Consider the following 23,926-nt stretch of genomic DNA (forward strand, 5'->3'; position numbering starts at 1 on the left):
TATTCCCATGGTTTCACGACGTGATTTTTTCCTCGGTGCCAGTGCCATTACGGCCGCTGTCGCCACTTCTGCAGTCAGCCGGGTCTCTCTGGCTGGCATTCCTGAGGCTGTGTCGCAAAGCAGTGCCGACACCATGCCGCCTCTGCAACCGCAAAATGGTCGTCCATATAACCCGGTGGTCACCCTCAATGGCTGGACGCTGCCCTGGCGCATGAACAACGGCGTTAAGGAGTTCCACCTAGTCGCCGAGCCAGTGGTGCGCGAGTTAGCGCCCGGCTACAAGGCCCATTTATGGGGTTACAACGGCCAATCGCCGGGGCCGACCATTGAGGTGGTGGAGGGCGACCGAGTGCGTATCTTCGTCACCAATAAGTTGCCCGAACACACCAGCATCCACTGGCATGGCCAGCGCCTGCCCAATGGCATGGACGGCGTATCAGGTTTGACCCAGCCAGCGATTCCGGTAGGCAAAACCTTCGTTTACGAGTTCGAGGCCCGCCGCCCTGGCACCTTTATGTACCACCCGCATGCCGACGAAATGACCCAAATGGCCATGGGCATGATGGGTTTTTGGGTCACCCACCCGAAGGGGCATCACCCGCTGATCAGCGAAGTGGATCGTGATTTTTGCTTTCTGCTCAATGCCTATGACATTGAGCCGGGCGCCTACACGCCGAAGATCATGACCATGCTCAACTTCAACCTGTGGACCTTCAACAGCCGCATCTTCCCCGGCATTGATCCGCTGGTGGTGCGGCAGAACGACAAGGTGCGCCTGCGGGTCGGCAACCTGACCATGACCAACCACCCGATTCATTTGCATGGTCACGAGTTCGAGGTGACCGGCACCGATGGTGGGCCTACACCTGTGGGGTCGCGTTGGCCTGAGGTCACCACTGACATCGCGGTGGGGCAGATGCGCCAAGTCGAGTTCCTCGCTAATGAGGAGGGCGACTGGGCGTTCCACTGCCACAAGAGCCACCACACCATGAATGCCATGGGTCATGACGTGCCGACACTGATCGGTGTGGACCCGCGTGAAATGACGCGCAAGATCGCCAAAATTATCCCCGACTACATGGTGATGGGTGAGCGCGGCATGGCCGATATGGCGGAAATGCAGATGCCGCTACCGGCCAATACCGCGCCGATGATGACCGGTGACGGTCCCTTCGGCTCGGTGGAAATGGGCGGCATGTTCACCATGCTCAAGGTGCGCAAGGACCAGCCTGCTGGCGATTACCGCGACCCTGGCTGGTTCAAACACCCGGCTGGCAGCGTGGCTTATGAGTGGACCGGTGAGGTGGCCAAACCAACACGCTCAAACGCTGCAGGTGGGCAGTCGATGCCGCTTAAACAGCCGATCACTGAGCCGGTTGAAGTACAGGTGCGTAAGCCCGGCGATCATGCCGGACATTAAGGCGCAAGCGCTTTGGGGGAGGGCTTCAGTTGCCTGCTGCGCCTTAGCTGGAGCCGCCCCAGTCAAATTATTAACTAAGAGGAAGTCGACAAATGAAGCAGATAAAACGTTTGCCCTTAGCGCTGGCCCTGATTGGCTTGCTGGCGAGTGGCGCTGCACTGGCTCACAGCGAACAGCATGATATGCAGCACGACATGATGGTGGTTAAAGAGCAAAAGCCCTGGGGCATTGCCGGCGATCGTGAACAGGTCACGCGCACCATCGAGATTGGCATGAGTGATCAGATGCGTTTTAGCCCTGATCAGTTGCAGATCAAACAAGGCGAAACCATCCGCTTTGTGCACCGTAACGAGGGCAAGCTAATGCACGAGTTTGTGCTCGGCACTCAGGCCGATCTGGATGCTCACGCCGCGATGATGGCCAAATTTCCCGGTATGCAGCACGACGAGCCCTATATGGCCCACGTTGGGCCGGGCCAGGGCGGGGAGATCATCTGGAACTTCAACCGTGCCGGCGAGTTTGATTTCGCCTGCCTGATTGCCGGTCATTACCAGGCCGGCATGGTCGGCAAAATTCGCGTGTTGGCAGAATAAACCCTTAGAGAGGATTGAACATGAAAAATCTACTCAGTGTTATCGCCCTTACCAGCCTGCTGGCCGGCCCTGTAATGGCCAGCGAGCAAGCGAGTGGCGCCTGCCGCCAGCAGTGCGACGGCCACCAGTCAGGGTGAAGTACGCAAGATCGATACGGCCAACCAAAAGGTAACGTTGCGCCACGGCCCGCTGGCTAACTTGGGCATGCCGCCGATGACCATGGTGTTCAAGGTACAAGATGCGGCCCAGCTTGAAGGGCTCAAGGTGGGCGACAAGGTGAGTTTTGTTGCGCAGCAGCAGGGCAGCCAGTTCGTTGCAAGAGAGTTGCAGGCTGTGCAGCCTTAGCGGGTTAATTGGGGCCGTTTGCGGCCCCGATTGCTTGATCAGGCGGCGAAGCGTTCGTTGAGGTAGGCGATGATTGTCTTCGACTCATACATCCAGGTGCTCTGGCCGTTTTCCTCGATGCGCAGGCACGGCACTTTGATTTTGCCGCCTTGCTGTTCCAAGTCGCTGCGCGCCTGGGCGTCGTTCTTTGCGTCGCGTAGGGCCACTGGCACATTGAGTTTGTGCAGGGTGCGGCGGGTTTTTACGCAGAACGGGCAGGCCTGGAATTGATACAACGCCAGGTTGGTGGCGCTTTGTTCAACCGCCGCTTGAGCCTCTGGCGTGCGTTTGAGCTTGGCCGGACGGCTGATCCAGTCGAGGAAGATGATCAACTGGCCGAGGCCGATGCGCAGTGCCTTGATAATCATGCTGGGGCAAACCTTGGGTCGATAAATAGGGGCGCGCAGCTTACCCGAGTTTGCGCGACTGGCGTAGGCGCTGGCCTGGGTCTGCGCCCAACGGCATACTCTGCGCTCGATTGCCCAACCCCTGCCGAGCCTGCGATGAAACCCGAAGACCTGCTGTTGCTGGTAACCCGCGAAATGCCCTTTGGTAAGTACAAAGGCCGTTTGCTTGCCGACTTGCCGGGTAACTACCTCAATTGGTTTGCCCGTGAAGGCTTCCCTAAAAACGAGACCGGTCGCTTGCTGGCGCTGATGCAAGAGATCGATCACAACGGGTTGTCGGGGCTGCTCGACCCGCTACGGACCAAGCCGCGAGCGCCGTTAAAGGGGCGCTAGGCCGTTGCAATACAGCCCAAGCTCCCGGTTTAATCCGCCAAGCAAAAATGCAGGATGGCTTCGGCAACGGGCTGTGGTGCCTCGCGCTGTGGAAAGTGACCAATGCCATCCAGCACGTGCCGCTCATAGCGCTCGGTGAAGAAGGCGTCGCGGCCTTTGGAGCTGTCAGGGTGGTTGCAGGTGTCCGCGCCACCATGCAGCACCAGTGTCGGCACGTTGAGTACAGGCGCGGGGTTTAGGCGTTTTTCGTCCTCGGCATAAGCCGGATCGCCTTCGGCAAATCCCCAGCGGTGGCGGTATGAGTGCAGCACGATGTCGGCCCAATCATCGCCTTGGAATGCTTGCGCGGCCTGCACAAAATCAGCATCGAGGTACCAGCCGCTCGGTGCCCAGGTGTCCCACATTTGCCGGCTGAATGCTTCGCGATCTTCCCGCACAGCGCGTTCGCCGAGCGGCGTGGCCATAAACCAGTGATACCAGTAGTTGCGCGCCTGTTGCAGTGGCAGCGGTTGGTTGGGGTTATTGGTGGCGTAGCCCACCGAAAGTATCACCAGGTGCGACGCCGCGCCCTCGCGCAGGCCGCAAGCGTTGGCCGCTGCGCGGGCGCCCCAGTCGTGGCCAATGAGCACAGGCTGATGCAGCTTCAACACATCCATGAATTCAAGAAGGTCACGCCCCAGTGCGGCCAGTTGGCCACTGCGCGGTGTGCTTGGATGACGAAAGCGGGTAGGGGCAAACCCCCGCAGCGCCGGAGCAAGGACGCGGTAGCCGGCATTCACCAGGATGGTTGCCACAGCATTCCAGCATTCAGGGCTGTCCGGCCAGCCGTGTAGCAGGACGGCCGTTCGCTGGCCCTGCGGATTCCATTCAAGGTAGGCGATGTCGAGTTGCTCGGTCGTGGCGTACTGATAGGTGCTCATGGCGTTGTCTCCGGTCACTGGGTAGGGCTCCAGCCTACCTAGATGAATCTACTGTATTGGTGAATAATCTTGCGCAATTGATGACATTTTGCGTTGAGTGAATAAATGAAACCCCAGCCGCTTGTTGATGGCACGCCGCTCGATACCGTTTTACTGCGCACATTCCTTGAAGTCGTCGACAGCGGTAGCTTCACCACGGCCGCTGAGCGCTTGGCGCTGACACCTTCTGCGGTGAGTGGCCACATCAAACGCTTGGAGCACATTGCCGAGGCCAGCTTGCTGACGCGTACGACGCGTCGCCTGGAGCTAACACAGGCTGGCAACACCTTGTATGCCTATGGTCGGAGCATTTTGGACTTGGACCGTGAGGCCCGCGCGAAGCTGCGCGGAGCGCCGTTGCGTGGGCAGTTGCGGGTGGGGGCTTCAGAGGATTTCGCCAGCGCCTGGTTGCCCCAGGTTCTGCAGCGTTTTCGCCAGTGGCATCCCGAGGCGACGATTGAGCTGAAGGTCGGCATTACCGCCGAGCTTTTGCGCCAGCAGGAGCGCGGCCGGCTGGATCTGGTGTTTGGCAAGCAATGCAGCCGGGTTGAAGGCCTCGGTGAGTTGTTATGGGAAGAGCCGCTGGTTTGGGTTTTTGCTGCTGGTCAGGCATTGGCTATCGACCAGCCGCTGCCGTTGGCTGTTTTCCCCGAACCGTGTATTTACCGGGAAGCAGCGATCACCGCGCTGGGCAAAACTGACCGGGCATGGCGTGTGGTGTTCGAGAGCAGCAGCATGGCTGGTTGCATCTCGGCAGCGCGCGCCGGGTTTGCTGCCACGGTTATTGCCGGCAGCCAGCGCGGGGAGGGCTTACGTGTGCTGGGTAGCGAGGACGGTTTTCCCGAATTGCCTGTCGCGCGCTTTTACGCCTTCAGCCGCACGGAGAACCCAGCTTGCACCGCGCTGATTGATGCCGCGCGCCGTGCGGGTCAGCAAGGCCGATTCAGCCCGCGCGGCCTACTCGCGTCAGCCACCTAGAGTAGAAATCTGCAGCGCGTTTTCCGCCCCAGGAGTTGATGGGTATCGCGTTGCCCAACCTATCCTACGGTTTATTGTTTGGCTCTGGTTTTGGCCATATGGCGCAAATACTCAAGTAACTCGGCCAAGGCTTTATCGTTCAGCACCTCAACCGAGAATCCCGGCATTTTGCCCTGTGGCCAGCGCCGCAAGCTCTGTGGGTCACGGATATAGCGGGTTAGAAAATCGCCACTGAAATATTCCGTCGGGCTGTGCGGAATATTCAGGTCTGGGCCGAATTGCGCATCGCCGGCGCCATTCAAACGATGGCAGGCCATGCAGTTCTTCTGGTACTGAGCAAAACCGGCTTGCACTGCCGGGCTGGCGTCGGCGGCAGGAAGTAATTGCGGGAAGCGCTGCGCCACGGGGGCGAGTTTGCGGATGCTGGCCAGTTGAAAGGGCCATTGTTCCGGGCCGATCTGGCTGGCAGCCGGGTTTTGCCACACCAGGTAGAACGGCCCAGCACTGGGCTTGCCGTTACCCAGGGGCGGCCAGGGTTGCGCCGGGTCTTCAATGGCCAGCCAGGCTTGGCTGCCGGTTTGGCTCAGCGCCGGGGCTGCGGACAATTCGGCGGCAAAGCCGTCGCTGGCAACCAATTGCAGGTGATCACCTGGCTGCACCCCTGCAAGCAGCGCCGCCAGCGGTACGGCGCGGTACTGCATGCTGCGCTTGTAGCTGACGTCGCTACTAATCTCGATTGTTTGCGCCTGCGGATGGGCGAGTAGTTGCGCGCTGCTCCACTGGCGGCTGGTGTCGCCCAGTTCAAGCTTTAGCTCGGCAGTGTGCAGAGCGGTGAAGGGCAGCAGCGCCAGCAGGCCTATCAATAAATTATGCATGATCAATCTTGCGACTCCAGGGCGAATTTCAGTTCGTCATAGCCGCCAGCGTTGATCAGGTTGCTGTAGCCCATGGCCCGCAAGCTCTCCTCGGCGATGCTGGAGCGCCGGCCACTGCGGCAATAGAGGACGATGGGTGTGCTCTTATCCGGGGCAATGGCGCTGATGCGGCTGGCGATTTGCTCAAAGTCGATCTGCTCGGCACCGGGCAGGGCGCCGGCGGCAAATTCTTCTGCTGTGCGTACATCGATAAGCACTGCATCGGGTGATTGCAGGGCGGTAACGGCGGCGTTGAGTTCAGCTTCGCCGGCCATAAGCGGCAGACTGATCAGTAAACCAAGTGTGGTAATTAGACGGCGCATGGCAGGCTCCTTGGGGATTGAAATCACCCTAGCACAGCCGCTGACCTGCACGCTGCAATGGCTGCCATCCTGCCACTACCAGCGTCCATTAGCTGGGCTGGTAGCGGCAGGATGGCAAGGACTGCCGGCGTTTCATGTGGGGTGATGACCCATAAGCAGGCGGCGAGGTTAGCCGACCAAACGAGTCAGATTAGGCAGAATCAGGAGCACTGCAGTGGTAAATACGATCATGGCTGCCTGGCGCATCTTTATTGGATTGAACATGGCGATTGGCCTTGTTGTTTTTTGCGGCGGACGCTCACTGTCCTGCTGACTGCGCGGGTGCGACGCCTCACCTCATGTCGATCATTTAAACCGCCCCGGCAAAACCCGGCGACGATGCCTACAGCCGCCACAACACTCAGATGGCTTGTTTGAACTGTAGGGGCGGGAATGGTGTGTCTATAGACGCCTTGATTACTAAAAATCACCAGGCAGTTGCTTGCAGTTATGACGCAACACCTGCGCTGGCAAGAGAGCCTTGAGTTAGACGTGATTATTGGCTTTTGCTCAGCGATTGACCGTTGGTCTGAGCTAAGTGGTCAATAGGCCTGAGCATTTCAGTCATTGAGCCCGCTGGCGCGCGGCGTATGGTTACTGCATTCAACAAGAACAGGTGCGGGCTCGACCTGCGCCGCCAGCCACCCTCCATTGGAGGTCTGAGGACGCCATGACCGAAGCATTTATTTTCGATGCGCTGCGCACGCCCCGCGGCAAGGGCAAGAAGGACGGCGCGCTGTACAGCGTTAAGCCAGTCGACCTGGTTGCCGGCTTGCTCAAGGCGCTGCAAGCGCGCAATAACCTGGACACCAGCCAGGTTGATGACCTGGTGCTTGGCTGCGTAACGCCGGTAGGCGATCAGGGCGCGGACATTGCCAAAACGGCGGCCATGGTCGCCGATTGGGATGTCAGTGTGTCGGGCGTGCAGCTCAACCGTTTCTGCGCGTCGGGTCTCGAGGCGGTAAACCTCGGCGCGATGAAGGTGCGTTCCGGTTTTGAGGACTTGGTGGTGGTGGGCGGTGTTGAGTCGATGTCGCGCATCCCCATGGGCTCCGATGGCGGTGCCTGGGTAATGGATCCGGCGACCAATATGCATACCCATTTCACTCCGCAGGGCATTGGCGCCGATCTGATCGCCACCCTGGAAGGCTTTAGCCGAAGTGATGTCGACAACTTCGCCTTGCGCTCGCAGCAAAAAGCCGCCCGCGCCAGCCAGGACGGCTCATTCAATAAGTCGCTAATTCCGGTGACGGACCAGAACGGTATCGTCCTGCTCGACCACGACGAGTTTATCCGTGGCGAGTCCACGCTTGAAGGCCTGGGTAAGCTCAAACCGAGCTTCGAGATGATGGGCCAGATGGGCTTCGACAGCACCGCGCTGCGCGTCTACAGCCATGTCGAGCAGATCAACCACGTGCATACGCCGGGCAACAGCTCGGGCATCGTCGATGGCGCGGCCTTGATGCTGATTGGTTCTGAGGCCAAGGGCCGCGAGCTGGGCCTTAAGCCGCGCGGGCGCATTGTCGCCACGGCTGTGACTGGCACCGACCCGACCATCATGCTCACCGGCCCTGCGCCGGCCACCCGTAAGGCCTTGGCCAAGGCTGGGCTGAACGTCAATGACATCGATTTGTTTGAAGTCAATGAAGCGTTCGCCTCGGTGGTGATGAAGTTTATGAAAGAGATGGGCGTTAGCGAAGACAAGGTCAACGTCAACGGCGGCTCCATCGCCATGGGCCATCCGCTGGGTGCAACCGGTTGCGCGATCCTCGGCACCCTGCTCGATGAGCTGGAGAAGCGCCAGCTGCGCTACGGTCTGGCCACCCTATGCGTGGGCGGCGGTATGGGTATTGCCACCATCATCGAACGTATTTAAGGAGCTATCACGGGCTACTGCGCTCGGTCATGCTGCGTTGGAAATCCTCCGGAAATGCTCATTTGCACCAGCAAACTCCGCTTTCTGAATGATTTCCGCCTTGCCTACGCGGCCCGGCCTGACCATCGCGTCGTGACGCCCCTGAAGCGCTCCCCCGACATTTGGGAAGTGAATAGAAATGACTGACGCCATCCGTTACGAAAAAGGCCAGGACAATATCGTCGTTCTGACCATGGACATGCCTGGCCAGAGCGCCAACACCATGAACGCGGTTTACCGCGAGGCCATGGGTGCCACCGTTGCGCGCCTGGAAGCAGAGAAAGATGCCATCGCCGGGGTGATCATCACTTCTGCGAAAAAGACCTTCTTCGCCGGCGGCGACCTGGGGGAGCTGATTAAAGTCACCAAGGCTGACGCGCAAGCCTTCTACGACATGATCCTCAACATCAAAGGCCAACTGCGCCGCCTGGAAACCCTGGGCAAGCCGGTAGTTGCAGCGATCAATGGCGCGGCACTTGGTGGCGGTTGGGAAATCTGCCTGGCTTGTCATCACCGTATCGCCCTGGACAGCTCCAGCGTGCAGCTGGGCCTGCCGGAAGTGACCCTTGGCCTGCTGCCGGGCGGTGGCGGGGTGGTGCGCATGGTGCGCCTGCTTGGTCTGGAAAAAGCCCTGCCGTACCTGGCTGAAGGCAAGAAGGTTCGCCCCGATGCCGCGCTTAAAGCGGGTTTGATCCACCAACTGGCGTCCGACAAGGATGACCTGCTGGCCAAGGCCCGCGCCTGGATTGCTGCTAACCCAGCGCCGAAACAACCGTGGGATATCGCTGGCTACAAAATCCCTGGCGGTACGCCATCGAGCCCGAACGTGGCGCAGATGCTGGCCATCGCACCGAGTGTGCTGCGCGATAAAACCAAGGGCTGCTTCCCCGCACCGGAGAAGATCATGTGCGCCGCCGTCGAGGGGGCTCAGGTTGATTTCGACACCGCGCAAATTATCGAAGCACGCTACTTCACCGAGCTAACCACCGGTCAGGTAGCGAAGAACATGATTGGCACCTTCTGGTTCCAGCTCAACGAAATCAACGCGGGTGGCTCGCGCCCGCAAGGCTTCGAGCCCTACGTGACCAAGAAGGTCGGTGTGCTCGGAGCGGGCATGATGGGCGCTGGTATTGCCTATGTGTCGGCGGTTGCCGGAATTGACGTGGTGCTCAAGGACATCTCCATTGAGGCCGCTGAGAAGGGCAAGGACTACTCGGCCAAGCTGCTGGAGAAAAAGATCGGTCGTGGCCAGATGAGCGCCGAGAAGCGCGATGGCATCCTGGCGCGGATCAAACCGACGGTCAGCGATGCCGACTTTGAAGGCTGCGACTTGATCATCGAAGCGGTGTTTGAGGATCGTGACCTCAAAGCCAACGTCACTGCCGCAGCCGAGCGTGCAGCGTTGTCTGATGCGGTAATTGCCTCCAATACCTCGACCTTGCCGATTACCGGCCTGGCCACGGCGGTGCAGAAGCAGGACAAGTTTATCGGCCTGCATTTCTTCAGCCCGGTGGACAAGATGCCGCTGGTGGAAATCATCAAAGGCGAGCACACCAGCAACGAGACCCTGGCGCGCGGTTTCGATTACGTCATGCAGATCAAGAAGACCCCGATTGTGGTCAACGACAGTCGTGGCTTCTTCACTTCGCGCGTGTTCGGCACCTTCACCAATGAAGGTCTGGCCATGCTGGGCGAAGGCGTGAGCGCGGCGCTGATCGAGAACGAGGCGCGCAAGGCCGGCATGCCGGTCGGCCCGCTGGCAATCAGCGATGAAGTGTCGATGAGCCTGATGAACCACATCCGTCAGCAAACCATCAAGGATCTGGCGGATGAAGGTAAGCAGATTCCGGCACACCCGGCCTTTGCGGTGATCGACATGATGCTCAACGAGTACAAGCGCCCGGGTAAGGCTGCCGGTGCAGGCTTCTACGAATACCCCGCGGCCGGCGCTCCGGCTGGTGGCAAGAAGCACCTGTGGCCGGAACTCAAGGCGCGCTTTGAAAAAGCTGATGCGCAGATTTCACAAGAAGACGTACGTGATCGCATCCTGTTTATCCAGGCCATCGAAACCGTGCGTTGCGTAGAAGAGGGCGTGTTGAAATCGGTTGCCGACGCCAATATCGGTTCGATCTTCGGTATCGGTTTTGCCGCCTGGACCGGCGGTGCGTTGCAGTTTATCAACCAGTATGGGGTGAAGGACTTTGTCGCCCGCGCCCAATACCTGGCTGAACAGTACGGCGAACGCTTTCTGCCGCCGGCACTGCTGCTAGAGAAAGCGGCGAACAACCAGTTGTTCTAGCGTTACTGGTTAAATTGATGTGCTTGAAGCCGGCTCCCAGTGAGCCGGTTTTTTATTGCAGGTGTGCTCAGCATCTGCTTCAGCACGCCTGACGGCCGCAAACCAACTGCGCAATAGCCTGACGCTCGCTCAGTTGTGTGGGCATGCGCAAGGTGGTCAGGCTGCCATCACTCAGGGCAATGGCCAGCTCTGACTCGAAGTGAATGCCATTGCTGTCGACAGTGGCGTAGGTCACGCCGTAAACGTTTTGCTGAGTCAGGGATTGGACGATGCTCATGGCATTCTCCTTACGGTAACGCTGCTGTTATTTACCGCTGTTCTGGTCGGCCTTGAGTTGAGCTGCCTGGACTTTTTCGGTTTGCCGTTGGCTGCTGGCGCTGTGGCTGCCGTTGAAGGCGGAAGCGGCAAGCAGGCTGGCGATGGCGGAAAAACTGGTCATGGTGATGTCCTCTGAATAGTGGGGCGTTGTGCCCGATGGCCAGATCATCAGCCTGCGCTGTTATCAGCAGAAGTGAACGGTGCTTATGGTGACTATCGAGGCCGCTGATAATGCCCGCTGAGATCCAGCTGTAACCGTCATGATTTCGTGGGTAATTGGTCGGGTTTGGCCTTGCGCTATTGCCATGCAGCCAGTCAGCAGGCACGCTTGCGCGCTGGTCAATAACCCTCCTGCGCTCTAGGTAACCGCCCATATGCCGCTGCAGATCTGCATCCTGGAAACCGATGTTCTTCGCCCTGAATTGGTCGATCAGTACGACAGTTATGGTCGTATGTTCGAGCAGTTGTTCGCCCGTCAGCCGATCGCTGCCGAGTTCAAGGTGTACAACGTGATGGAGGGGCACTATCCGCCAGACAGCGAGCGCTACGATGCCTATCTGGTAACGGGCAGTAAGGCAGACTCCTTTGGCCCGGATGCCTGGATTCAAACGCTGAAAACCTATCTGCTGGAGCGCTACAACCGTGGCGACAAGCTGCTGGGCGTGTGTTTCGGTCATCAGTTGCTGGCGCTGCTACTCGGCGGCAAAAGCGAGCGAGCGGTGCAGGGCTGGGGGGTGGGCATTCACCAATACCGCATGGCCAACAAGCCGGCCTGGATCAGCCCTGATCTGGACGACTTAACGCTGTTGATCAGCCACCAGGACCAGGTTACCCAGTTGCCGACAAACGCCACATTGCTGGCCAGCAGTGAGTTCTGCCCGATTGCTTCTTACTGCATCGGTGATCAGGTGCTGTGCTTCCAGGGGCACCCCGAGTTTGTCCACGACTATTCGCGGGCGCTGCTTGATCTGCGCAAACAGCATATTGGTGAGCCGGCTTACAGCAAGGCAGTCGTTAGCCTGCAGCATCCGCACCAGGGCCATACCGTGGCTGAATGGATGATGCGCTTTGTCGCCTATGGCAGCGCCGGCCTCGCCGAGTAAGCACTTGTTGGTTAAAAAGCCCAGTCATTACTGACTGGGCTTTTTTATGGCTTGCCATCCATGGCCGCCACCCTGCGGGCCGCTGCTACCCGACGTTAAAAATCGCTCCAGACGATTTTTTATAACCAGCCGTAATGCTTGAAGCTGGCGTAGAGGCCGATGCAGCCGGTGGTGATCAAACCAAGCACGGCGAAATAGCCGTACTGCCAACTGAGCTCGGGCATGTTGTGAAAGTTCATCCCGTAGATCCCTGCCACAGCTGTGGGGAAGGCCAGAATGGCCGCCCAGGCGGCGAACTTGCGCTGGGTGAGGTTTTGCCGCGATGACTCCAGCAGCAGGCCTATTTCGATAGCGTGGTCGGCCATCTCGCGCTGTGCGGTGAGGTCTTCCAGCAGACGGTTGACGTGAATCGCCACGTCGCGAAAGTACGGCCGCATGTTCTTGTCGATAAAAGGAAAGTCGAGGTGCTGCAGCTCTTGGCAGATTTCCGCCAACGGCCCGATATAGCGGCGCAGGCGCAGCAGGTCACGACGCAAGCTCTGGATGCGCTCGACATCGGCTTGGCTTAGTGGGTTTTTCAGCACGTGCTGCTCCACTTCCTCCAACTCGGTGTGGTAGTTGTCCATCAGTGGGCGGTAGTTTTCGATCACAAAGTTGAGCAGGGCGTAGAGCACGAAGTCTTCGCCGTGCTCCAGCAGCAATGGCCGTGCCTCGCAGCGCTGACGCACTTGGGAGTAGGGTGCGGACTCACCGTAGCGGGCGCTGATGATGTAGCCGGTGCCGGCAAACAACTGGGTCTCAACGAAGGTCAGTTCACCGTTGACCTGAATGGGCGAGTAGAGCACCAGAAATAGTGCATCGCCGAAGGTTTCCAGCTTGGGCCGGGTGTGGCGTTGCAGGGCGTCTTCGAGTGCCAGCTCATGCAAGCCGAACTGCTTTTGCAGGTTGGTCAGCTCCTCGTTGGCCGGGTCATGCAGGCCTATCCAGACAAAATGCTCCGGTTTTTTTGACCACTGCTTGCCTTCATCGAGGCTGATAGTGCTGACCTTAACGCCCTTGCTGTAAACGGCAGCGGCAACAACTTGACCCATGATGCTTCTCTTATCAGCGATTATTCAGCACGCAGCTTAGCGGCTTGTCCGTTGTCGGTGTACCTGCACGTAGCTATGCGGCTTGGTCTGCTAATAAAAAGCCCAGCGCATGGGCTGGGCTTGGCATGGCTGCTAGTGTCGTCAGGCGCGCTGGCTCAGTTGCTGATCCATGGCCTCGATGCATTGCTGCATCTGTGCGCGGCAGGTTTCGATCAACTGCGGTAGATCGTCCTGGGTCATGCCTGTCGTGGGGATCGCCGGCAACGAGCGGATCATGATCTCGCCGCTGTTCCAGCGATTGAGCTGGAGGTGGTTAACATAGGTGCTGGCGCACACCGGGATGATCGGCACACCGGCAGCGACGGCCATCTGAAATGCGCCCTTTTTCAAGGGCAGCAGACCTTTGCCAAGGTTGCGCGTGCCTTCGGGGAATACCCAGATTGAGGTGTCTTTGTGCTTGAGCGTGTCGGTGGTGGTGAGCATGGCCTGTTTGGCGCGTACGGCGTTGCCACGGTCGAGTAACACGTTGCCGGCCAGCCAGTACAGTTGGCCAAATAACGGCACCCATTTCAGGCTCTTTTTGCCGATGCTGACGGTGCGTTTAGGCACCACACGGCCGAGCACGTACAGGTCGTAGTTGGACTGGTGATTAGCAACGATGACGCACGAGGGGTGATCGAGCAGCGATGGCACATCGGTGTTTAGTTTCCAGCCCATCAGCCACTGCGCCGGAATGCTGTAAAGCCGTGCGCAGAGCCGGCTGTTATCCGGGTTGAACGGACGGCAGATGCCCAGTATCAGGCCAAGAATGCCGGCGAGAATAAAGTGCACGCCCATCGCCAGCATGCGCAGAAGAAAAAGCATTTGGTACGCCCGTCATTGGAAAGGGCGCGCAGTGTATGGGTGTGCACTGATTTCGACAATTGATGTTGATCAGCGGGGCGGGACGCTGCACTGGCGTGTGCCCGCGATAAACAAAAAAGCCCGGCGGCGGGCCGGGCTTGGCAATGTGGCGCGCAGGGCTTACAGGGTATGCTGCTTATCCAGCTCGACAGCCAGATCGAGGGCTTCCAGCAGCGCCTTACGCACTTTCAGCTTGGTGTTCTTGTGCGCCGTCATGTTGATCTTTTTCATCTGCTGGGCAATTGCCAGGGCCGTTGCAGCGAGTTGCTCGGCAGGCACCACCTTGTCGAGGAAGCCTGCGTCCACTGCGCCTTGCGGGTCGAACATCTCACCGTTGATCACCGAGCGATGGAAGGCAGATTTGCGCAGTCGGTCGCGCGCCAGTTCGATACCCGCGTGGTGCATGGTCATGCCGATCTGCACTTCATTTAGGCCGATGCTGAACGGGCCTTCGACGCCAATGCGGTAATCAGACGACAGCAGGATAAACGCGCCCTTGGCTACTGCATGGCCAGGGCAAGCAACGATGATCGGGAAAGGATGCGCCAACATGCGCCGCGCGAGGGTCGAACCGGCGGCCACCAGGTTGATCGCATTCTGCGGGCCGGAGGTCATTACCTTGAGGTCGTAACCGCCGGAGAGGATGCCTGGCTGGCCGGTAATAATCACAATAGCCTTATCTTGCTCGGCGCGATCCAGAGCGGCATTAAAGGCAGTGACCACATCCGGGGAGATGGCGTTTACCTTGCCATTACACAGGGTTAGGGTGGCAATGCCATCGTCGAGTTGGTAGCTGATCAGGTCGCTCATGGTCGGGTTCCTTGTGCTGAAGTGCAGCAGACGTTACCCACCCGCATCGGTCAGGTAAAGCACCATGACTGACTGGCCGGTCAGCCATTGAGGCTGATTAGCCTATGGCTACGATTAGCATCGGCAATTGGCTGCTCCTATTACTGCGCCGCTATCGTCGTCGCTTTCTTAAATGAGGGCATCGGCATGCATCGCTTAACCCGGCTGACCACTTTATGGCGCGCCGCACTGGTCGCGTTACTGCTGGCTGGCCTGCTGTGGCTCGCCAGTAAGCCGCACAGCCAAAGCCCAGAGGGTGTGCTGGGGTTGTTTGCGTTCAGCCTGTTTATAGCCGTGGGCTTTATCCTGTTTGGAGATGAGCGCTTCGAGAAAAACGCCAGCAGCACCTCGGCCAAGACCGAGTACTTGGCATAAGCGCATGAATTTTTTGAAAAAACATTTTGCCTTTGGCAAGGTCTTCGGCTAGATTAGCGCGCCTCGACATACAGCAATGACCGTCGAGCCCCGGTGAAGTGTCCGAGTGGCTTAAGGAGCACGCCTGGAAAGTGTGTATACGAGAAATCGTATCGAGAGTTCGAATCTCTCCTTCACCGCCATATAGATTCAGCTAAGACCCTGATAACTAACAAGTTTTCGGGGATTTTTGCTTTCTGGATTTTGCTGGTGTCGATAAAGTGTCGGAAACCTCATTACACCCAAAGAACAATTGTGTGGCTGCTTTATGCGGCTGATGCTGGTGGCTTCTCCTTTGCTCACAGCTTGGTCGTTATGTCCGATCTGCCTGATTGTTCCGCTAGTCAGAGTATGGAACCGGTGCGCCGACGGTTGCAGAGCGGTTTGCCTGTCATGCTGTTTAGTCAGCCTTGGCGAAGCCATGCAGGGCTTTGTTTGCGGGTAAATGCCGGTAGCCATGATGAGCCGCTGGAGTACCCGGGGTTAGCGCATTTTCTTGAGCATCTGCTGTTTCTTGGCAGTGCCGGATTTGCCGGCGAGCAGCGCTTGATGCCGTTTGTGCAGGCCTGTGCCGGGCAGGTGAATGCGACCACGCAGGCGCGTTACACCGAGTATTTCTGTGAGGTGCCTGCCGATTATCTGGACGGTGCACTGGCGCGGCTGCTGGATATGCTGGCCCGACCGACGTTGGATGAGGTTGAGCAGGTTCGCGAGCGTGAAGTGCTACACGCCGAGTTTCTTGCCCGTAGTCAGGATGCCAATACCTTGCTTGGCGTGGCGCTGGGCCATGCGCTGGCTGAAGGGCATCGCTGTGCTGTGTTCCATGCTGGCAATCGCGACACGCTGCCGGTGGAGGAGCCCGCGTTCCAAGAGGCGCTGCGAGCTTTTCATCAGGCCTTCTATCACGCCGGCAATTGCCAACTGAGCATCGTTGCACCGCAGTCGGTTGAGCACCTTTATGCGTTGGCCCAACGCCACGGGCGGGTTTTGCCTGCCGGTGGTGCAACGCTACGTGAGTTACCTGCGCCGATGTTGCCGCTGCGTAGCGGGCACCTGCGTTTAAACCTGCCTGGCGAGTTGGGCAGTTTGCACCTTGGCTTTGCCCTGGAGTTACCGGAGGCGTCAGCGGATAGAGCCCTGGCCTGGTTGCAAAGCTGGCTGCTGGATGAGCGCCCAGGCGGGCTAAGGGCGGGCTTGCGTGAGCGCGGTTTGGGCGAAGCGCTACAGGTGCAGCTGCAATATTGTTATGCGGGCCAGGCCCTCTTGTTATTGAGTGTGCGTGGCGTGGCTGAACCGGCGCAGGTCGTGGCGTTGCTAATTGATTGGCTGGCTTTTGTCAGTGCTCATGCCAGCCCGGCTGCGTGGCTCGATAGCTATCAGCAGGCTCAGCAATATCGTCTGCAGGGCATGACGCCTCTGGCTTTAGTGCGCGCTTGGCAATCGCCCGAGCCGGGTGATGCTGAGGCCATCAATACGTTGTTGCGGCAGATGCAGGCGCCACTACGGCGTTGTGTGCTGACGGTTGTTGACGGCGAGCTAGCAGACTGGCCCGGTGTTGGGTTTGCCTTGCGCATGACGTGTGCGCCGGCATTGGTTTTGCCGGCGCTGCGCGGCTGTTGGCAGTTACCGGGGGCCAATCCTTTGCTTGCTCAAACGCCGGCGTTGGCCGCGAGGCTTGCGGTTCCGGCTGATCTGCTTTGGTTGCCGGCACCCAAGCTTGAGGTTACTCAGGCGAACCCGATTGCTGTGTGGCACGCCCGCTGTTGTTTCGTCGAGGCAATAGGCGCGGCGTTACTGCTTAGGCTGGCGGAGCTAAGCCTGGGTGAAGTTCGCCAGCATATGGCCCAGCTGGGCATTAGCCTGAGCCTGGATGCCGAGACCGCCAGTCTGCATTTGCGGCTGCAAGGCAGCGCCAGCCTGCTGCCACGCGCGATAGCGTTGCTGGTTCCGGCCTTGCTACAACCTGATGCGGCGCACTGGCGCACAGTCGCGGCCGGCGTGACGAACGAGCGGCAGCCCATGCCAATTCGCCAGTTATTAGCCAACAGTGGCGAGTTGTTTCAGTCACAACCTATGGGTACATGCCAGCTCGATAGCCTGACGCTGCAACAGCGTTATTGTCAGGTCCGTGTCGAGGCGCTGGGTGTGGGGCTGGATGAGTGCGGGCAAACGCACATCGAGGCGCTGTTTGACTCGTTAAGGCCGTTGCAGCCATCAGCCGCTGTGGCCAGCGTGACGTCTGGGCAGCACTGGCGGACATTGGCAGCCCCAGGGGAGTCGGCGCTGCTGCTGTTCTGCCCACAGCCCGACAACGCCGCGTCGACCGAGGCTTGCTGGCGTGTGCTCGGGCAGTTGCATCAAGGGGCGTTCTACCAGCGTCTGCGCAGTGAATTGCAGTTGGGCTATGCGGTGTTCTGCGCTTATCGGCAGATCCAGGGGCGACGCGGTTTGTTGTTTGGCGTGCAGTCACCGAGCTGCAATAGCGCGGTGATTGTTGAGCATATTCGCGCTTTTCTAGAAGCCCGCAGTGCCTGGTTGGGTGAGCTGGATACTGTCGCGCTGGGGCACACGGTCGAGGCCTTGTGCAGCCAGTGGCAGCTGCAGGCGCGCAGCAGCGAGGGCTTGGCCGAGCAACACTGGCAGGCGCATTTGGCTGGGTTGCCAGAGGCGCATGCTGAGGCCGTGCAACAGGCGTTGCAGCAATTGCCCCTGGATGCCCTGCGCCAGGCCCAGCAGGCTCTGAATCAGGCCGCTGGCGGCTGGTATGTGTTGAGCAACGAAGCATGCAGTAACTGCCCTTAGGCGCGCGCGTTTACTTCTGTGTATTTCCTGCTAGCTCCTGTTTGGCAGCGTTCGCCTGCTAAGGCAGGCCTGTTGGCGTGCCTAATCCTTCTACGACCTTGGGTGGACATCCTTGCGGCTAAGACCTTTGGGATAGTCGGTCGTAAGCCGTTGTAACGCGGCCTACAGCACGCTCCAAAGCAGCAGCTAAGCAGCGCTATGGCAGCGTATGGCTATTGCCAGGGCTTTTCGATAATCGCCTCCGACCCGACTGACCGTTGCCGGTCGTCTCATTCAGCGGAGAGTGTTATGCACAACAACAAGATCGCCAACACCCGATTTCTGCCCCTGACCCTGGCTGCTGCCGTTGCCTTGGTAACCGCGCAACAGGCTGCTGCCGAGATTGTCCTGTACGACAAGGACGACACCAGCTTTTCCACCGATGGTTATATCAACGCCTTTTATGTGAATAGCGATGTCGACCGCGAAGGCGAGCAGTACGACCGTCGCCAGGCGCGGGTGAAGATGGGCTTTCTGCCGAACTGGATTGGCTTTAACTTCGCCAAGAAGATTGATGGCCTGCAACTCGGTGGGCGCTCGTCCTTCTGGGTCACCATCAATGACAGCGAAACCAATGGCACCGACACCGCCATCGACGTGCGCCAGTTCTACGGCACCGTAGCGTCGCCAGAGTGGGGCGAAGTGCTGATCGGTAAGGACTTCGGCCTGTTTTCGCGCTCGAACATCTTCCTTGATGAATTGCTGGCCGGCTATGGCAACGTCAGCGACACCCTGGGACTGGTCGATGGTACGGGCGTATCGTTCGGCAATATCGGCACGGGCTACCCATATCCGTTCCCGACCTCGCAGATTACCTACCGCAACAACAACCTGGCTGAAGGCTTGCGCGTTGCAGTGGGCATCATGGACCCGGTGGACACCAACGATGACAGTGCTGTGGGCAAGGCCTACCAGGAAGAGCCGCGCTTCGAGTCGGAGGTTAGCTACCAGTTCGATTTGGGCGGCGCGACCATCTATTCGTGGATCAACGGTGCCTACCAAACCTCAGAAAACACCGATAGCACAGTCGATACCGTGACCTCCCAAGGCCTGGGCTATGGCGTACAGGCGAAGATGGCCGGTTTCTCGGTGACCGCCTCGGGCTTCCAGGCGGAGGGCATCAACCCGTTTTTCACCAACAACGCCGGTGAGGCCACGCTGCGTGAGATCGACAGCGATGGTTACCTGCTGCAAGGCTCCTACACCTTCGGCAAAAACCGGGTCGCGCTGTCCTACGGCAAAACCGAAGATGACGGCAACGGCCTGGGCACTGCCGCTGATTACGAGACGCGCGGTGTCGCCTACTTCCGCACCATTAACGACAACCTCAAGTTGGTCGCCGAGTACAACCAGTACCAGATCGATGCCGCCCAAGGCAGCGGTCTGGGTGAAGACACCGACACCTTTGCCGTGGGTGCCGTACTCAGCTGGTAAGCACACCGCACCGGCCGGGCAGAATGATCTGCCCGGCTCTCGCCTGGAGGTCGCCATGCCCCTGGATGCACTGCTGATTCTGCTGCCTTGCAGCAGCGTATTACTCGCGCTGCCTTTTGTGCTGATGCGCTGCCTATAACCCCTCACAACCTGAAATCAAGGAGGACTTCATGCTGGGTCTTTGGAGTCTGCATGCCCCGTACTACCTGCTGCTTCTGGCGCTACTCACTACCCTAGTATTTGCCTTGCCGATCTTCTGTATGCCGCTGGTTTGGGCCCGCTTGATGGGCTGGACGATTCCTACGCATCGGGACCTGGCGGTGTACTTCGGGCGCTGTCTGGGGGCCTTTATTCTGATTCTTGAAGCCATGATGCTGCGCGCCGCCTTGACCGGCGAGGCCATTCACGTGGTCTTTGAGATGCTTGTGGCCGTTGCCGTGATGATGATCATCGTCCACGTCTATGGTGCTCTGCGGCGTATTCAGCCGCTCAGTGAAACCTTAGAGATTGGCTTCTATATCGGCCTGTTGCTGCTAACGCTGCTGTTCTGGCCCGCTACTTAGGGATGAGTCCTGCGCTACTCAAGTGGCATGGGGCGTGGCGGGGTAGCTTCGTAGAATACCCCCATGAATTAAAGTGTTTTGCATTGGGGGCCGCTATGCCGCATACGCTTACCGAAGGTGTGCTAACTGCCACCTCTAACGCCACGGATGTCGAGCTGGTGGCCCAGGAACTGGCCCGCCAACTGATTCATCCGCACCTTGGCTTTGTGTTGTTCTTTTGCTCTGCCGAATATGACTTGCAAGGCCTGGGCGAGTCGCTGGAGCAGTATTTCGGCGGCATCAACCTGGTGGGCTGTACCAGCGCCGGTGAAATCACCGCGCAGGGTTATGACCGTGGCTGCGTCAGCGCCATTGGCTTTGATCACCGCAGTTTCTCGATTGCCAGCGCTCTGATAGACGAAATGGAGCGCTTTAGCCTGATTGATGCACAACAGCTGGTCGAGCGGTTGGTCAGTGATTGCCGCAACAACGAGCTGGCCACCATCAAGGGCCACAGTTTTGCCCTGACCCTGCTGGATGGCCTGTCTAGCCGTGAGGAGGTGGTGCTCGGTGCCTTGAGTGCCGCTTTTGGCAGCATTCCACACTTCGGCGGCTCAGCCGGTGATGATAATCACCTGACCCATACCCACGTGTACTACAACGGCGAGTTCCATACCGGTGGCGCGGTGGTGGTGTTGTTCAATACCTGGCTGGACTTCGAGGTGTTCAGCACCCACCACATCCTGCCACGCACCGACAAGCTGGTGGTGACCCGCGCCGACAGCACCAGTCGCCGGGTGTATGAGCTTAATGCTGCACCGGCGGCGCTGGAGTATGCCGAGCTGATTGGCGTGCCGCTGGCCGCTCTTGATCACCGTTTATTTGCTGCCCACCCACTGGCCGTGCGCATTGGTGGGCAGTACTACGTGCGCTCGATTCAACGAGTTAATGATGACCTCAGCCTGACGTTTTACTGCGCGGTGGAGAACGGGATTGTGCTCACATCGATGCAACCCGGCCCCTTGCTGCCGGATTTGCAGGGCGTTTTTGACGGTCTGCGCGAGCGGCTTGGGCCGCTGTTGCTGACCATCGGCTGTGACTGCTTTTTGCGCCGCCTGGAAATCGAAGGGCAGGGTGGTGTCGAGCCGGTGTCGGCCTTTCTGCGTAGCCAGAACGTAATTGGCTTCAATACCTACGGAGAGCAGCTCAATGGCATGCATATCAACCAGACCTTCACCGGAGTCGCCATTGGCCGTCCCGGTCGCGTCTGAGGTGATCGAGCTGCAAACGCGCTGCCTTGAGCTGGAACGGCAGAACGCCAAACTTCGGCAGATCAACAGCGCGTTGATCGAGCGAGTCGAGTCGGTGCATTCGCGCGGTGATGACGCCTACGCCGCGTTCCAGCATTCGGTGGTGCTGGCCGAGCAAGTGCGTGAGCGCACCGATGCGCTGAATCAGGCGATGGCCGAGCTGAAATCCAGCAACCAGTTACTCAGCGATGCACGCCTGCGTGCAGAAACCGCGCACCAGCATTTGATCGATGCGATCGAGAGCATTTCCGATGCCTTTGTGCTGTTCGATCGTGAGCAGCGCATCGTGCTGTTCAACAGCCGCTTCAAATCTTTTTGGGCCGGCAGCCGGGCGCGCATCGCAGCCGGTACGCGCTTGGCCGAGATCAAACGCCTGAGCAAAAGCACCGGTCTGGTGGTGGAAGAACAACGCAGCAGCCATGACGGCAATATGCTCTATCGCCTGCAGGACGGACGCTGGGTGCAGGTCAGCGAGCGGCCAACCCGCGAGGGCGGGCTGGTGATCCTCTACACCGATATCACCGAGGTCAAACTCAACGAAACCATGCGCCGCGAACAGGCGTTGGCGCAGAAGTCGCGGCTGTTGCAGCGGGCCATGGACAACCTTTCCCAAGGCATGGCCATGGTCAATGCCGATGGCCAGCTGGAGTTATGGAATCACCGTTTTCTCGATCTTTGCGGCCTGGCGCCGATCAATGCCCACCGGCCGTTTGCCGAGGTCATGGCAGACAGTGAACTGGAACTGCTGACGCCGGCCAGTCGCGATGCCAATGGCCGCCTGATCGAGGAAATGGAGCTGTGCCTGTTCGACGGACGCATGCTTGAGGTACGCACCCATCCGCTGCCGACCGGTGGTTTCGTCAACACTTTTACCGACATTACCGAGCGCCATCGCCACGCTGAGGCGCTGAGTGAGAGCGAGCGCTGGATTCGTTTGATCACCGACCACGTACCGGCACTGATTGCCTACCTGACGGCCGACCTGACCTATCAGTTCACCAACAAGGTTTACGAGGAATGGTACTGCTGGCCGCGTGGCGCAATGCTCGGGCAGAGCCTGCGGGTGGTGCACAGTGATGAGCACTGCCGGCGTCTAGAACCCTTTATCGAGCGGGCGTTGTCCGGCGAAAGCGTGACGTTCGAGTTCGCGGAAACCAATCACAACGGCCAGGAACGTTACATGCTGCGCTCCTATGTGCCCAATCGCCTGGCCAGCGGTGAGGTGGTCGGCATCTTCGTGCTGATTCGCGATATCACCGAACGGCGACGCACCGCCGAGGCGTTGCACCAGGCCTATCAACACCTCGAGCAACGTGTACGTGAACGCACCGCCGAGCTGACGGACTTGAACAGCCAACTGCGCCGCGAGATTGACGAGCGCACGCAAATGGAGGCGCGCCTGCGCGAAGCCAAAGGCGAGGCCGAGCAGGCCAACCTGTCGAAAACCAAGTTTCTCGCCGCCGTCAGTCATGACTTGCTGCAGCCGCTCAATGCGGCGCGGCTGTTTACCAGCGCTCTGATGGAAAAACGCGACCTGGCTGACAGCGCTGCCCTGGTGCGCAATGTCAGCAATTCGCTGGAAGACGTGGAAAGTTTGCTCGGCACCCTGGTGGATATTTCCAAGCTCGATGCCGGGGTGATCAAGCCGGACATCGCGCCCTTTGCGGTCAGTGAGCTGCTGGAGAACCTGGCGGCGGAATATCACCAGATCGCCGGTAGCGAAGGGCTGCAGCTGGACTTTGTACCCAGCTCGGCCGTGGTCCGCAGTGATGTCCAGCTGCTGGCGCGGATTCTGCGCAACCTGCTGAGTAACGCCATTCGGTATACCTCCAGCGGGCGCGTGTTGCTGGGCTGCCGGCGGCGTCGGCAAAGCTTGTCGATTGAGGTGTGGGACACCGGCATTGGCATTGCCGAGGACAAGCTTGAGGAGATTTTTCAGGAGTTTAAGCGTGGTGATGTCAGCCACCGCAAGCAGGACCGAGGGCTGGGCCTTGGCCTGGCCATCGTCGAAAAAATTGCCGGCATGCTCGGCCATCGCATCCGCGTGGCATCGCGCCAGGGTAAGGGCTCGATGTTCGCCATCGAGGTGCCGCTGACCAGCCTGGCTCCGCGTGCGCGGCTGGTGCAGAACACCTCCAATCTTTTGCTGGAGCGCCTCAGTGGTTCGCGTATTTGGGTGCTGGATAACGATGCCGCTATCTGTGCCGGCATGCGTACGCTGCTGGAAGCCTGGGGCTGCGAGGTGGTCACGGCGTTGTCTGAGGAAGATCTCGCGCGCCAGGTCGACAACTTTCATGACGATGCGGACCTGCTGATCGCCGACTACCACCTCGATGATGAGCGTAATGGCGTGGATGCCGTCGCGCGCATCAATGCCCGGCGCAGCTCACCCTTGCCGGCGCTGATGATCACCGCCAACTACAGCAACGAGTTAAAGCAACAGATGCGCGACCTGGGCCACACCCTGATGCACAAACCGGTGAAGCCAATGAAGCTGAAAACCAGCCTCAGCCATTTACTCTCGCAACGCGGATAAAGCGCCGCCGTCATTGCGGCT

23 protein-coding genes and 1 tRNA gene are annotated in these 23,926 nt (G+C 59.2%); 15 read left to right on the top strand and 9 right to left on the bottom strand.

Annotated elements, in window-relative coordinates; translation table 11 throughout:
• Positions 1-7 precede the first annotated feature (7 nt).
• From VCA57_RS19390 to VCA57_RS19400, 3 genes are all read left to right on the top strand, one after another.
• Positions 8-1,420 (top strand): multicopper oxidase family protein, encoded by a 1,413-nt coding sequence (locus VCA57_RS19390; RefSeq protein ID WP_411186695.1) that lies wholly within the window; start codon positions 8-10, stop codon positions 1,418-1,420.
• Positions 1,421-1,512: 92 nt separating this feature from the next.
• Positions 1,513-2,013, top strand: a complete 501-nt coding sequence (locus VCA57_RS19395) for a plastocyanin/azurin family copper-binding protein (RefSeq protein ID WP_411186696.1) — start codon at positions 1,513-1,515, stop codon at positions 2,011-2,013.
• Positions 2,014-2,106: 93 nt separating this feature from the next.
• The gene (locus VCA57_RS19400; RefSeq protein ID WP_411186697.1) at positions 2,107-2,358 is read left to right on the top strand and encodes a copper-binding protein; all 252 of its coding nucleotides are present in this window, start codon (positions 2,107-2,109) and stop codon (positions 2,356-2,358) included.
• A gap of 38 nt (positions 2,359-2,396) precedes the next feature.
• Here the strand turns inward: VCA57_RS19400 and VCA57_RS19405 are convergent, their stop codons facing one another.
• Positions 2,397-2,765: a glutaredoxin family protein gene (locus tag VCA57_RS19405; RefSeq protein ID WP_411186698.1), complete on the bottom strand. Its 369-nt coding sequence runs from the start codon at positions 2,763-2,765 to the stop codon at positions 2,397-2,399.
• Between the two features lie 135 nt (positions 2,766-2,900).
• Here VCA57_RS19405 and VCA57_RS19410 point away from each other — a divergent pair, with 135 nt between their 5' ends.
• Complete coding sequence (locus VCA57_RS19410) at positions 2,901-3,137, top strand: DUF3820 family protein (protein WP_411186699.1); 237 nt, start codon at positions 2,901-2,903, stop codon at positions 3,135-3,137.
• 29 nt (positions 3,138-3,166) lie between these two features.
• Here VCA57_RS19410 and VCA57_RS19415 read toward each other — a convergent pair whose 3' ends face one another.
• Entirely contained in the window at positions 3,167-4,057 is an 891-nt protein-coding gene (locus tag VCA57_RS19415) for an alpha/beta fold hydrolase (protein ID WP_411186700.1), read from the bottom strand.
• A 105-nt stretch (positions 4,058-4,162) separates the two neighbouring features.
• Between VCA57_RS19415 and VCA57_RS19420 the strand changes: the two genes are divergently transcribed.
• Positions 4,163-5,074, top strand: a complete 912-nt coding sequence (locus tag VCA57_RS19420; protein WP_411186701.1) for a LysR substrate-binding domain-containing protein — start codon at positions 4,163-4,165, stop codon at positions 5,072-5,074.
• 71 nt (positions 5,075-5,145) lie between these two features.
• On the opposite strand, the gene VCA57_RS19425 is transcribed toward VCA57_RS19420, so the two are convergent.
• Together VCA57_RS19425 and VCA57_RS19430 are read right to left on the bottom strand one after the other, a co-directional pair.
• Positions 5,146-5,949 carry a c-type cytochrome gene (locus VCA57_RS19425; protein WP_411186702.1) on the bottom strand — a complete coding sequence of 268 codons (804 nt, stop codon included), beginning with the start codon at positions 5,947-5,949 and terminating at the stop codon, positions 5,146-5,148.
• A 2-nt stretch (positions 5,950-5,951) separates the two neighbouring features.
• Complete coding sequence (locus VCA57_RS19430; protein ID WP_411186703.1) at positions 5,952-6,311, bottom strand: rhodanese-like domain-containing protein; 360 nt, start codon at positions 6,309-6,311, stop codon at positions 5,952-5,954.
• Between the two features lie 709 nt (positions 6,312-7,020).
• Between VCA57_RS19430 and VCA57_RS19435 the strand changes: the two genes are divergently transcribed.
• Together VCA57_RS19435 and VCA57_RS19440 are read left to right on the top strand one after the other, a co-directional pair.
• Positions 7,021-8,226, top strand: coding sequence for an acetyl-CoA C-acetyltransferase (locus VCA57_RS19435; RefSeq protein ID WP_411186704.1), 1,206 nt, complete (start codon positions 7,021-7,023; stop codon positions 8,224-8,226).
• A 178-nt stretch (positions 8,227-8,404) separates the two neighbouring features.
• Positions 8,405-10,564, top strand: coding sequence for a 3-hydroxyacyl-CoA dehydrogenase NAD-binding domain-containing protein (locus VCA57_RS19440; protein WP_411186705.1), 2,160 nt, complete (start codon positions 8,405-8,407; stop codon positions 10,562-10,564).
• Positions 10,565-10,643: 79 nt separating this feature from the next.
• Here VCA57_RS19440 and ptrC read toward each other — a convergent pair whose 3' ends face one another.
• Both ptrC and VCA57_RS19450 read right to left on the bottom strand, forming a co-directional pair.
• Positions 10,644-10,841 carry a type III secretion system co-regulatory protein PtrC gene (gene ptrC / locus VCA57_RS19445; RefSeq protein ID WP_411186706.1) on the bottom strand — a complete coding sequence of 66 codons (198 nt, stop codon included), beginning with the start codon at positions 10,839-10,841 and terminating at the stop codon, positions 10,644-10,646.
• 27 nt (positions 10,842-10,868) lie between these two features.
• Positions 10,869-11,003, bottom strand: coding sequence for a hypothetical protein (locus tag VCA57_RS19450; protein WP_411186707.1), 135 nt, complete (start codon positions 11,001-11,003; stop codon positions 10,869-10,871).
• A gap of 253 nt (positions 11,004-11,256) precedes the next feature.
• Between VCA57_RS19450 and VCA57_RS19455 the strand changes: the two genes are divergently transcribed.
• The gene (locus VCA57_RS19455) at positions 11,257-11,985 is read left to right on the top strand and encodes an amidotransferase (protein WP_411186709.1); all 729 of its coding nucleotides are present in this window, start codon (positions 11,257-11,259) and stop codon (positions 11,983-11,985) included.
• Between the two features lie 119 nt (positions 11,986-12,104).
• Here VCA57_RS19455 and VCA57_RS19460 read toward each other — a convergent pair whose 3' ends face one another.
• From VCA57_RS19460 to VCA57_RS19470, 3 genes are all read right to left on the bottom strand, one after another.
• Positions 12,105-13,076 carry a magnesium and cobalt transport protein CorA gene (locus VCA57_RS19460; RefSeq protein ID WP_411186711.1) on the bottom strand — a complete coding sequence of 324 codons (972 nt, stop codon included), beginning with the start codon at positions 13,074-13,076 and terminating at the stop codon, positions 12,105-12,107.
• Positions 13,077-13,217: 141 nt separating this feature from the next.
• Positions 13,218-13,940: a 1-acylglycerol-3-phosphate O-acyltransferase gene (locus tag VCA57_RS19465; RefSeq protein WP_411186713.1), complete on the bottom strand. Its 723-nt coding sequence runs from the start codon at positions 13,938-13,940 to the stop codon at positions 13,218-13,220.
• Positions 13,941-14,099: 159 nt separating this feature from the next.
• Entirely contained in the window at positions 14,100-14,789 is a 690-nt protein-coding gene (locus VCA57_RS19470; protein WP_411186715.1) for a crotonase/enoyl-CoA hydratase family protein, read from the bottom strand.
• A 186-nt stretch (positions 14,790-14,975) separates the two neighbouring features.
• On the opposite strand from VCA57_RS19470, the gene VCA57_RS19475 reads away from it, so the two are divergent.
• The 7 genes from VCA57_RS19475 to nahK all read left to right on the top strand — a co-directional run bounded on the left by VCA57_RS19475 (position 14,976) and on the right by nahK (position 23,905).
• Entirely contained in the window at positions 14,976-15,203 is a 228-nt protein-coding gene (locus VCA57_RS19475) for a hypothetical protein (RefSeq protein WP_411186717.1), read from the top strand.
• Positions 15,204-15,295: 92 nt separating this feature from the next.
• Positions 15,296-15,385 (top strand) — tRNA-Ser (locus VCA57_RS19480).
• A 208-nt stretch (positions 15,386-15,593) separates the two neighbouring features.
• A complete protein-coding gene (pqqF, locus tag VCA57_RS19485; protein ID WP_411186763.1) occupies positions 15,594-18,044 on the top strand; it encodes a pyrroloquinoline quinone biosynthesis protein PqqF in 2,451 nt (816 codons plus the stop codon).
• 288 nt (positions 18,045-18,332) lie between these two features.
• Complete coding sequence (locus VCA57_RS19490; RefSeq protein WP_411186719.1) at positions 18,333-19,517, top strand: porin; 1,185 nt, start codon at positions 18,333-18,335, stop codon at positions 19,515-19,517.
• 170 nt (positions 19,518-19,687) lie between these two features.
• Positions 19,688-20,080 (top strand): hypothetical protein, encoded by a 393-nt coding sequence (locus VCA57_RS19495; protein WP_411186721.1) that lies wholly within the window; start codon positions 19,688-19,690, stop codon positions 20,078-20,080.
• 95 nt (positions 20,081-20,175) lie between these two features.
• Entirely contained in the window at positions 20,176-21,330 is a 1,155-nt protein-coding gene (nosP, locus tag VCA57_RS19500) for a nitric oxide-sensing protein NosP (protein WP_411186723.1), read from the top strand.
• The gene (nahK, locus tag VCA57_RS19505) at positions 21,269-23,905 is read left to right on the top strand and encodes a hybrid sensor histidine kinase/response regulator NahK/ErcS' (protein ID WP_411186725.1); all 2,637 of its coding nucleotides are present in this window, start codon (positions 21,269-21,271) and stop codon (positions 23,903-23,905) included. Before nosP ends, nahK begins: the two co-directional genes overlap by 62 nt.
• Positions 23,906-23,926: the final 21 nt, after the last annotated feature.

It is taken from the genome of Pseudomonas sp., from assembly GCF_046581935.1.
Lineage (GTDB): Bacteria > Pseudomonadota > Gammaproteobacteria > Pseudomonadales > Pseudomonadaceae > Aquipseudomonas.

Coding starts and splice junctions, on each gene's coding strand:
- VCA57_RS19390 (WP_411186695.1), top strand. CDS start 8: ATGGTTTCACGACGTGATTTTTTCCTCGGTGCCAGTGCCATTACGGCC.
- VCA57_RS19395 (WP_411186696.1), top strand. CDS start 1,513: ATGAAGCAGATAAAACGTTTGCCCTTAGCGCTGGCCCTGATTGGCTTG.
- VCA57_RS19405 (WP_411186698.1), bottom strand. CDS start 2,765: ATGATTATCAAGGCACTGCGCATCGGCCTCGGCCAGTTGATCATCTTC.
- VCA57_RS19410 (WP_411186699.1), top strand. CDS start 2,901: ATGAAACCCGAAGACCTGCTGTTGCTGGTAACCCGCGAAATGCCCTTT.
- VCA57_RS19415 (WP_411186700.1), bottom strand. CDS start 4,057: ATGAGCACCTATCAGTACGCCACGACCGAGCAACTCGACATCGCCTAC.
- VCA57_RS19420 (WP_411186701.1), top strand. CDS start 4,163: ATGAAACCCCAGCCGCTTGTTGATGGCACGCCGCTCGATACCGTTTTA.
- VCA57_RS19425 (WP_411186702.1), bottom strand. CDS start 5,949: ATGCATAATTTATTGATAGGCCTGCTGGCGCTGCTGCCCTTCACCGCT.
- VCA57_RS19430 (WP_411186703.1), bottom strand. CDS start 6,311: ATGCGCCGTCTAATTACCACACTTGGTTTACTGATCAGTCTGCCGCTT.
- VCA57_RS19435 (WP_411186704.1), top strand. CDS start 7,021: ATGACCGAAGCATTTATTTTCGATGCGCTGCGCACGCCCCGCGGCAAG.
- VCA57_RS19440 (WP_411186705.1), top strand. CDS start 8,405: ATGACTGACGCCATCCGTTACGAAAAAGGCCAGGACAATATCGTCGTT.
- ptrC (WP_411186706.1), bottom strand. CDS start 10,841: ATGAGCATCGTCCAATCCCTGACTCAGCAAAACGTTTACGGCGTGACC.
- VCA57_RS19450 (WP_411186707.1), bottom strand. CDS start 11,003: ATGACCAGTTTTTCCGCCATCGCCAGCCTGCTTGCCGCTTCCGCCTTC.
- VCA57_RS19455 (WP_411186709.1), top strand. CDS start 11,257: ATGCCGCTGCAGATCTGCATCCTGGAAACCGATGTTCTTCGCCCTGAA.
- VCA57_RS19460 (WP_411186711.1), bottom strand. CDS start 13,076: ATGGGTCAAGTTGTTGCCGCTGCCGTTTACAGCAAGGGCGTTAAGGTC.
- VCA57_RS19465 (WP_411186713.1), bottom strand. CDS start 13,940: ATGCTTTTTCTTCTGCGCATGCTGGCGATGGGCGTGCACTTTATTCTC.
- VCA57_RS19470 (WP_411186715.1), bottom strand. CDS start 14,789: ATGAGCGACCTGATCAGCTACCAACTCGACGATGGCATTGCCACCCTA.
- VCA57_RS19475 (WP_411186717.1), top strand. CDS start 14,976: ATGCATCGCTTAACCCGGCTGACCACTTTATGGCGCGCCGCACTGGTC.
- pqqF (WP_411186763.1), top strand. CDS start 15,594: ATGGAACCGGTGCGCCGACGGTTGCAGAGCGGTTTGCCTGTCATGCTG.
- VCA57_RS19490 (WP_411186719.1), top strand. CDS start 18,333: ATGCACAACAACAAGATCGCCAACACCCGATTTCTGCCCCTGACCCTG.
- VCA57_RS19495 (WP_411186721.1), top strand. CDS start 19,688: ATGCTGGGTCTTTGGAGTCTGCATGCCCCGTACTACCTGCTGCTTCTG.
- nosP (WP_411186723.1), top strand. CDS start 20,176: ATGCCGCATACGCTTACCGAAGGTGTGCTAACTGCCACCTCTAACGCC.
- nahK (WP_411186725.1), top strand. CDS start 21,269: ATGGCATGCATATCAACCAGACCTTCACCGGAGTCGCCATTGGCCGTC.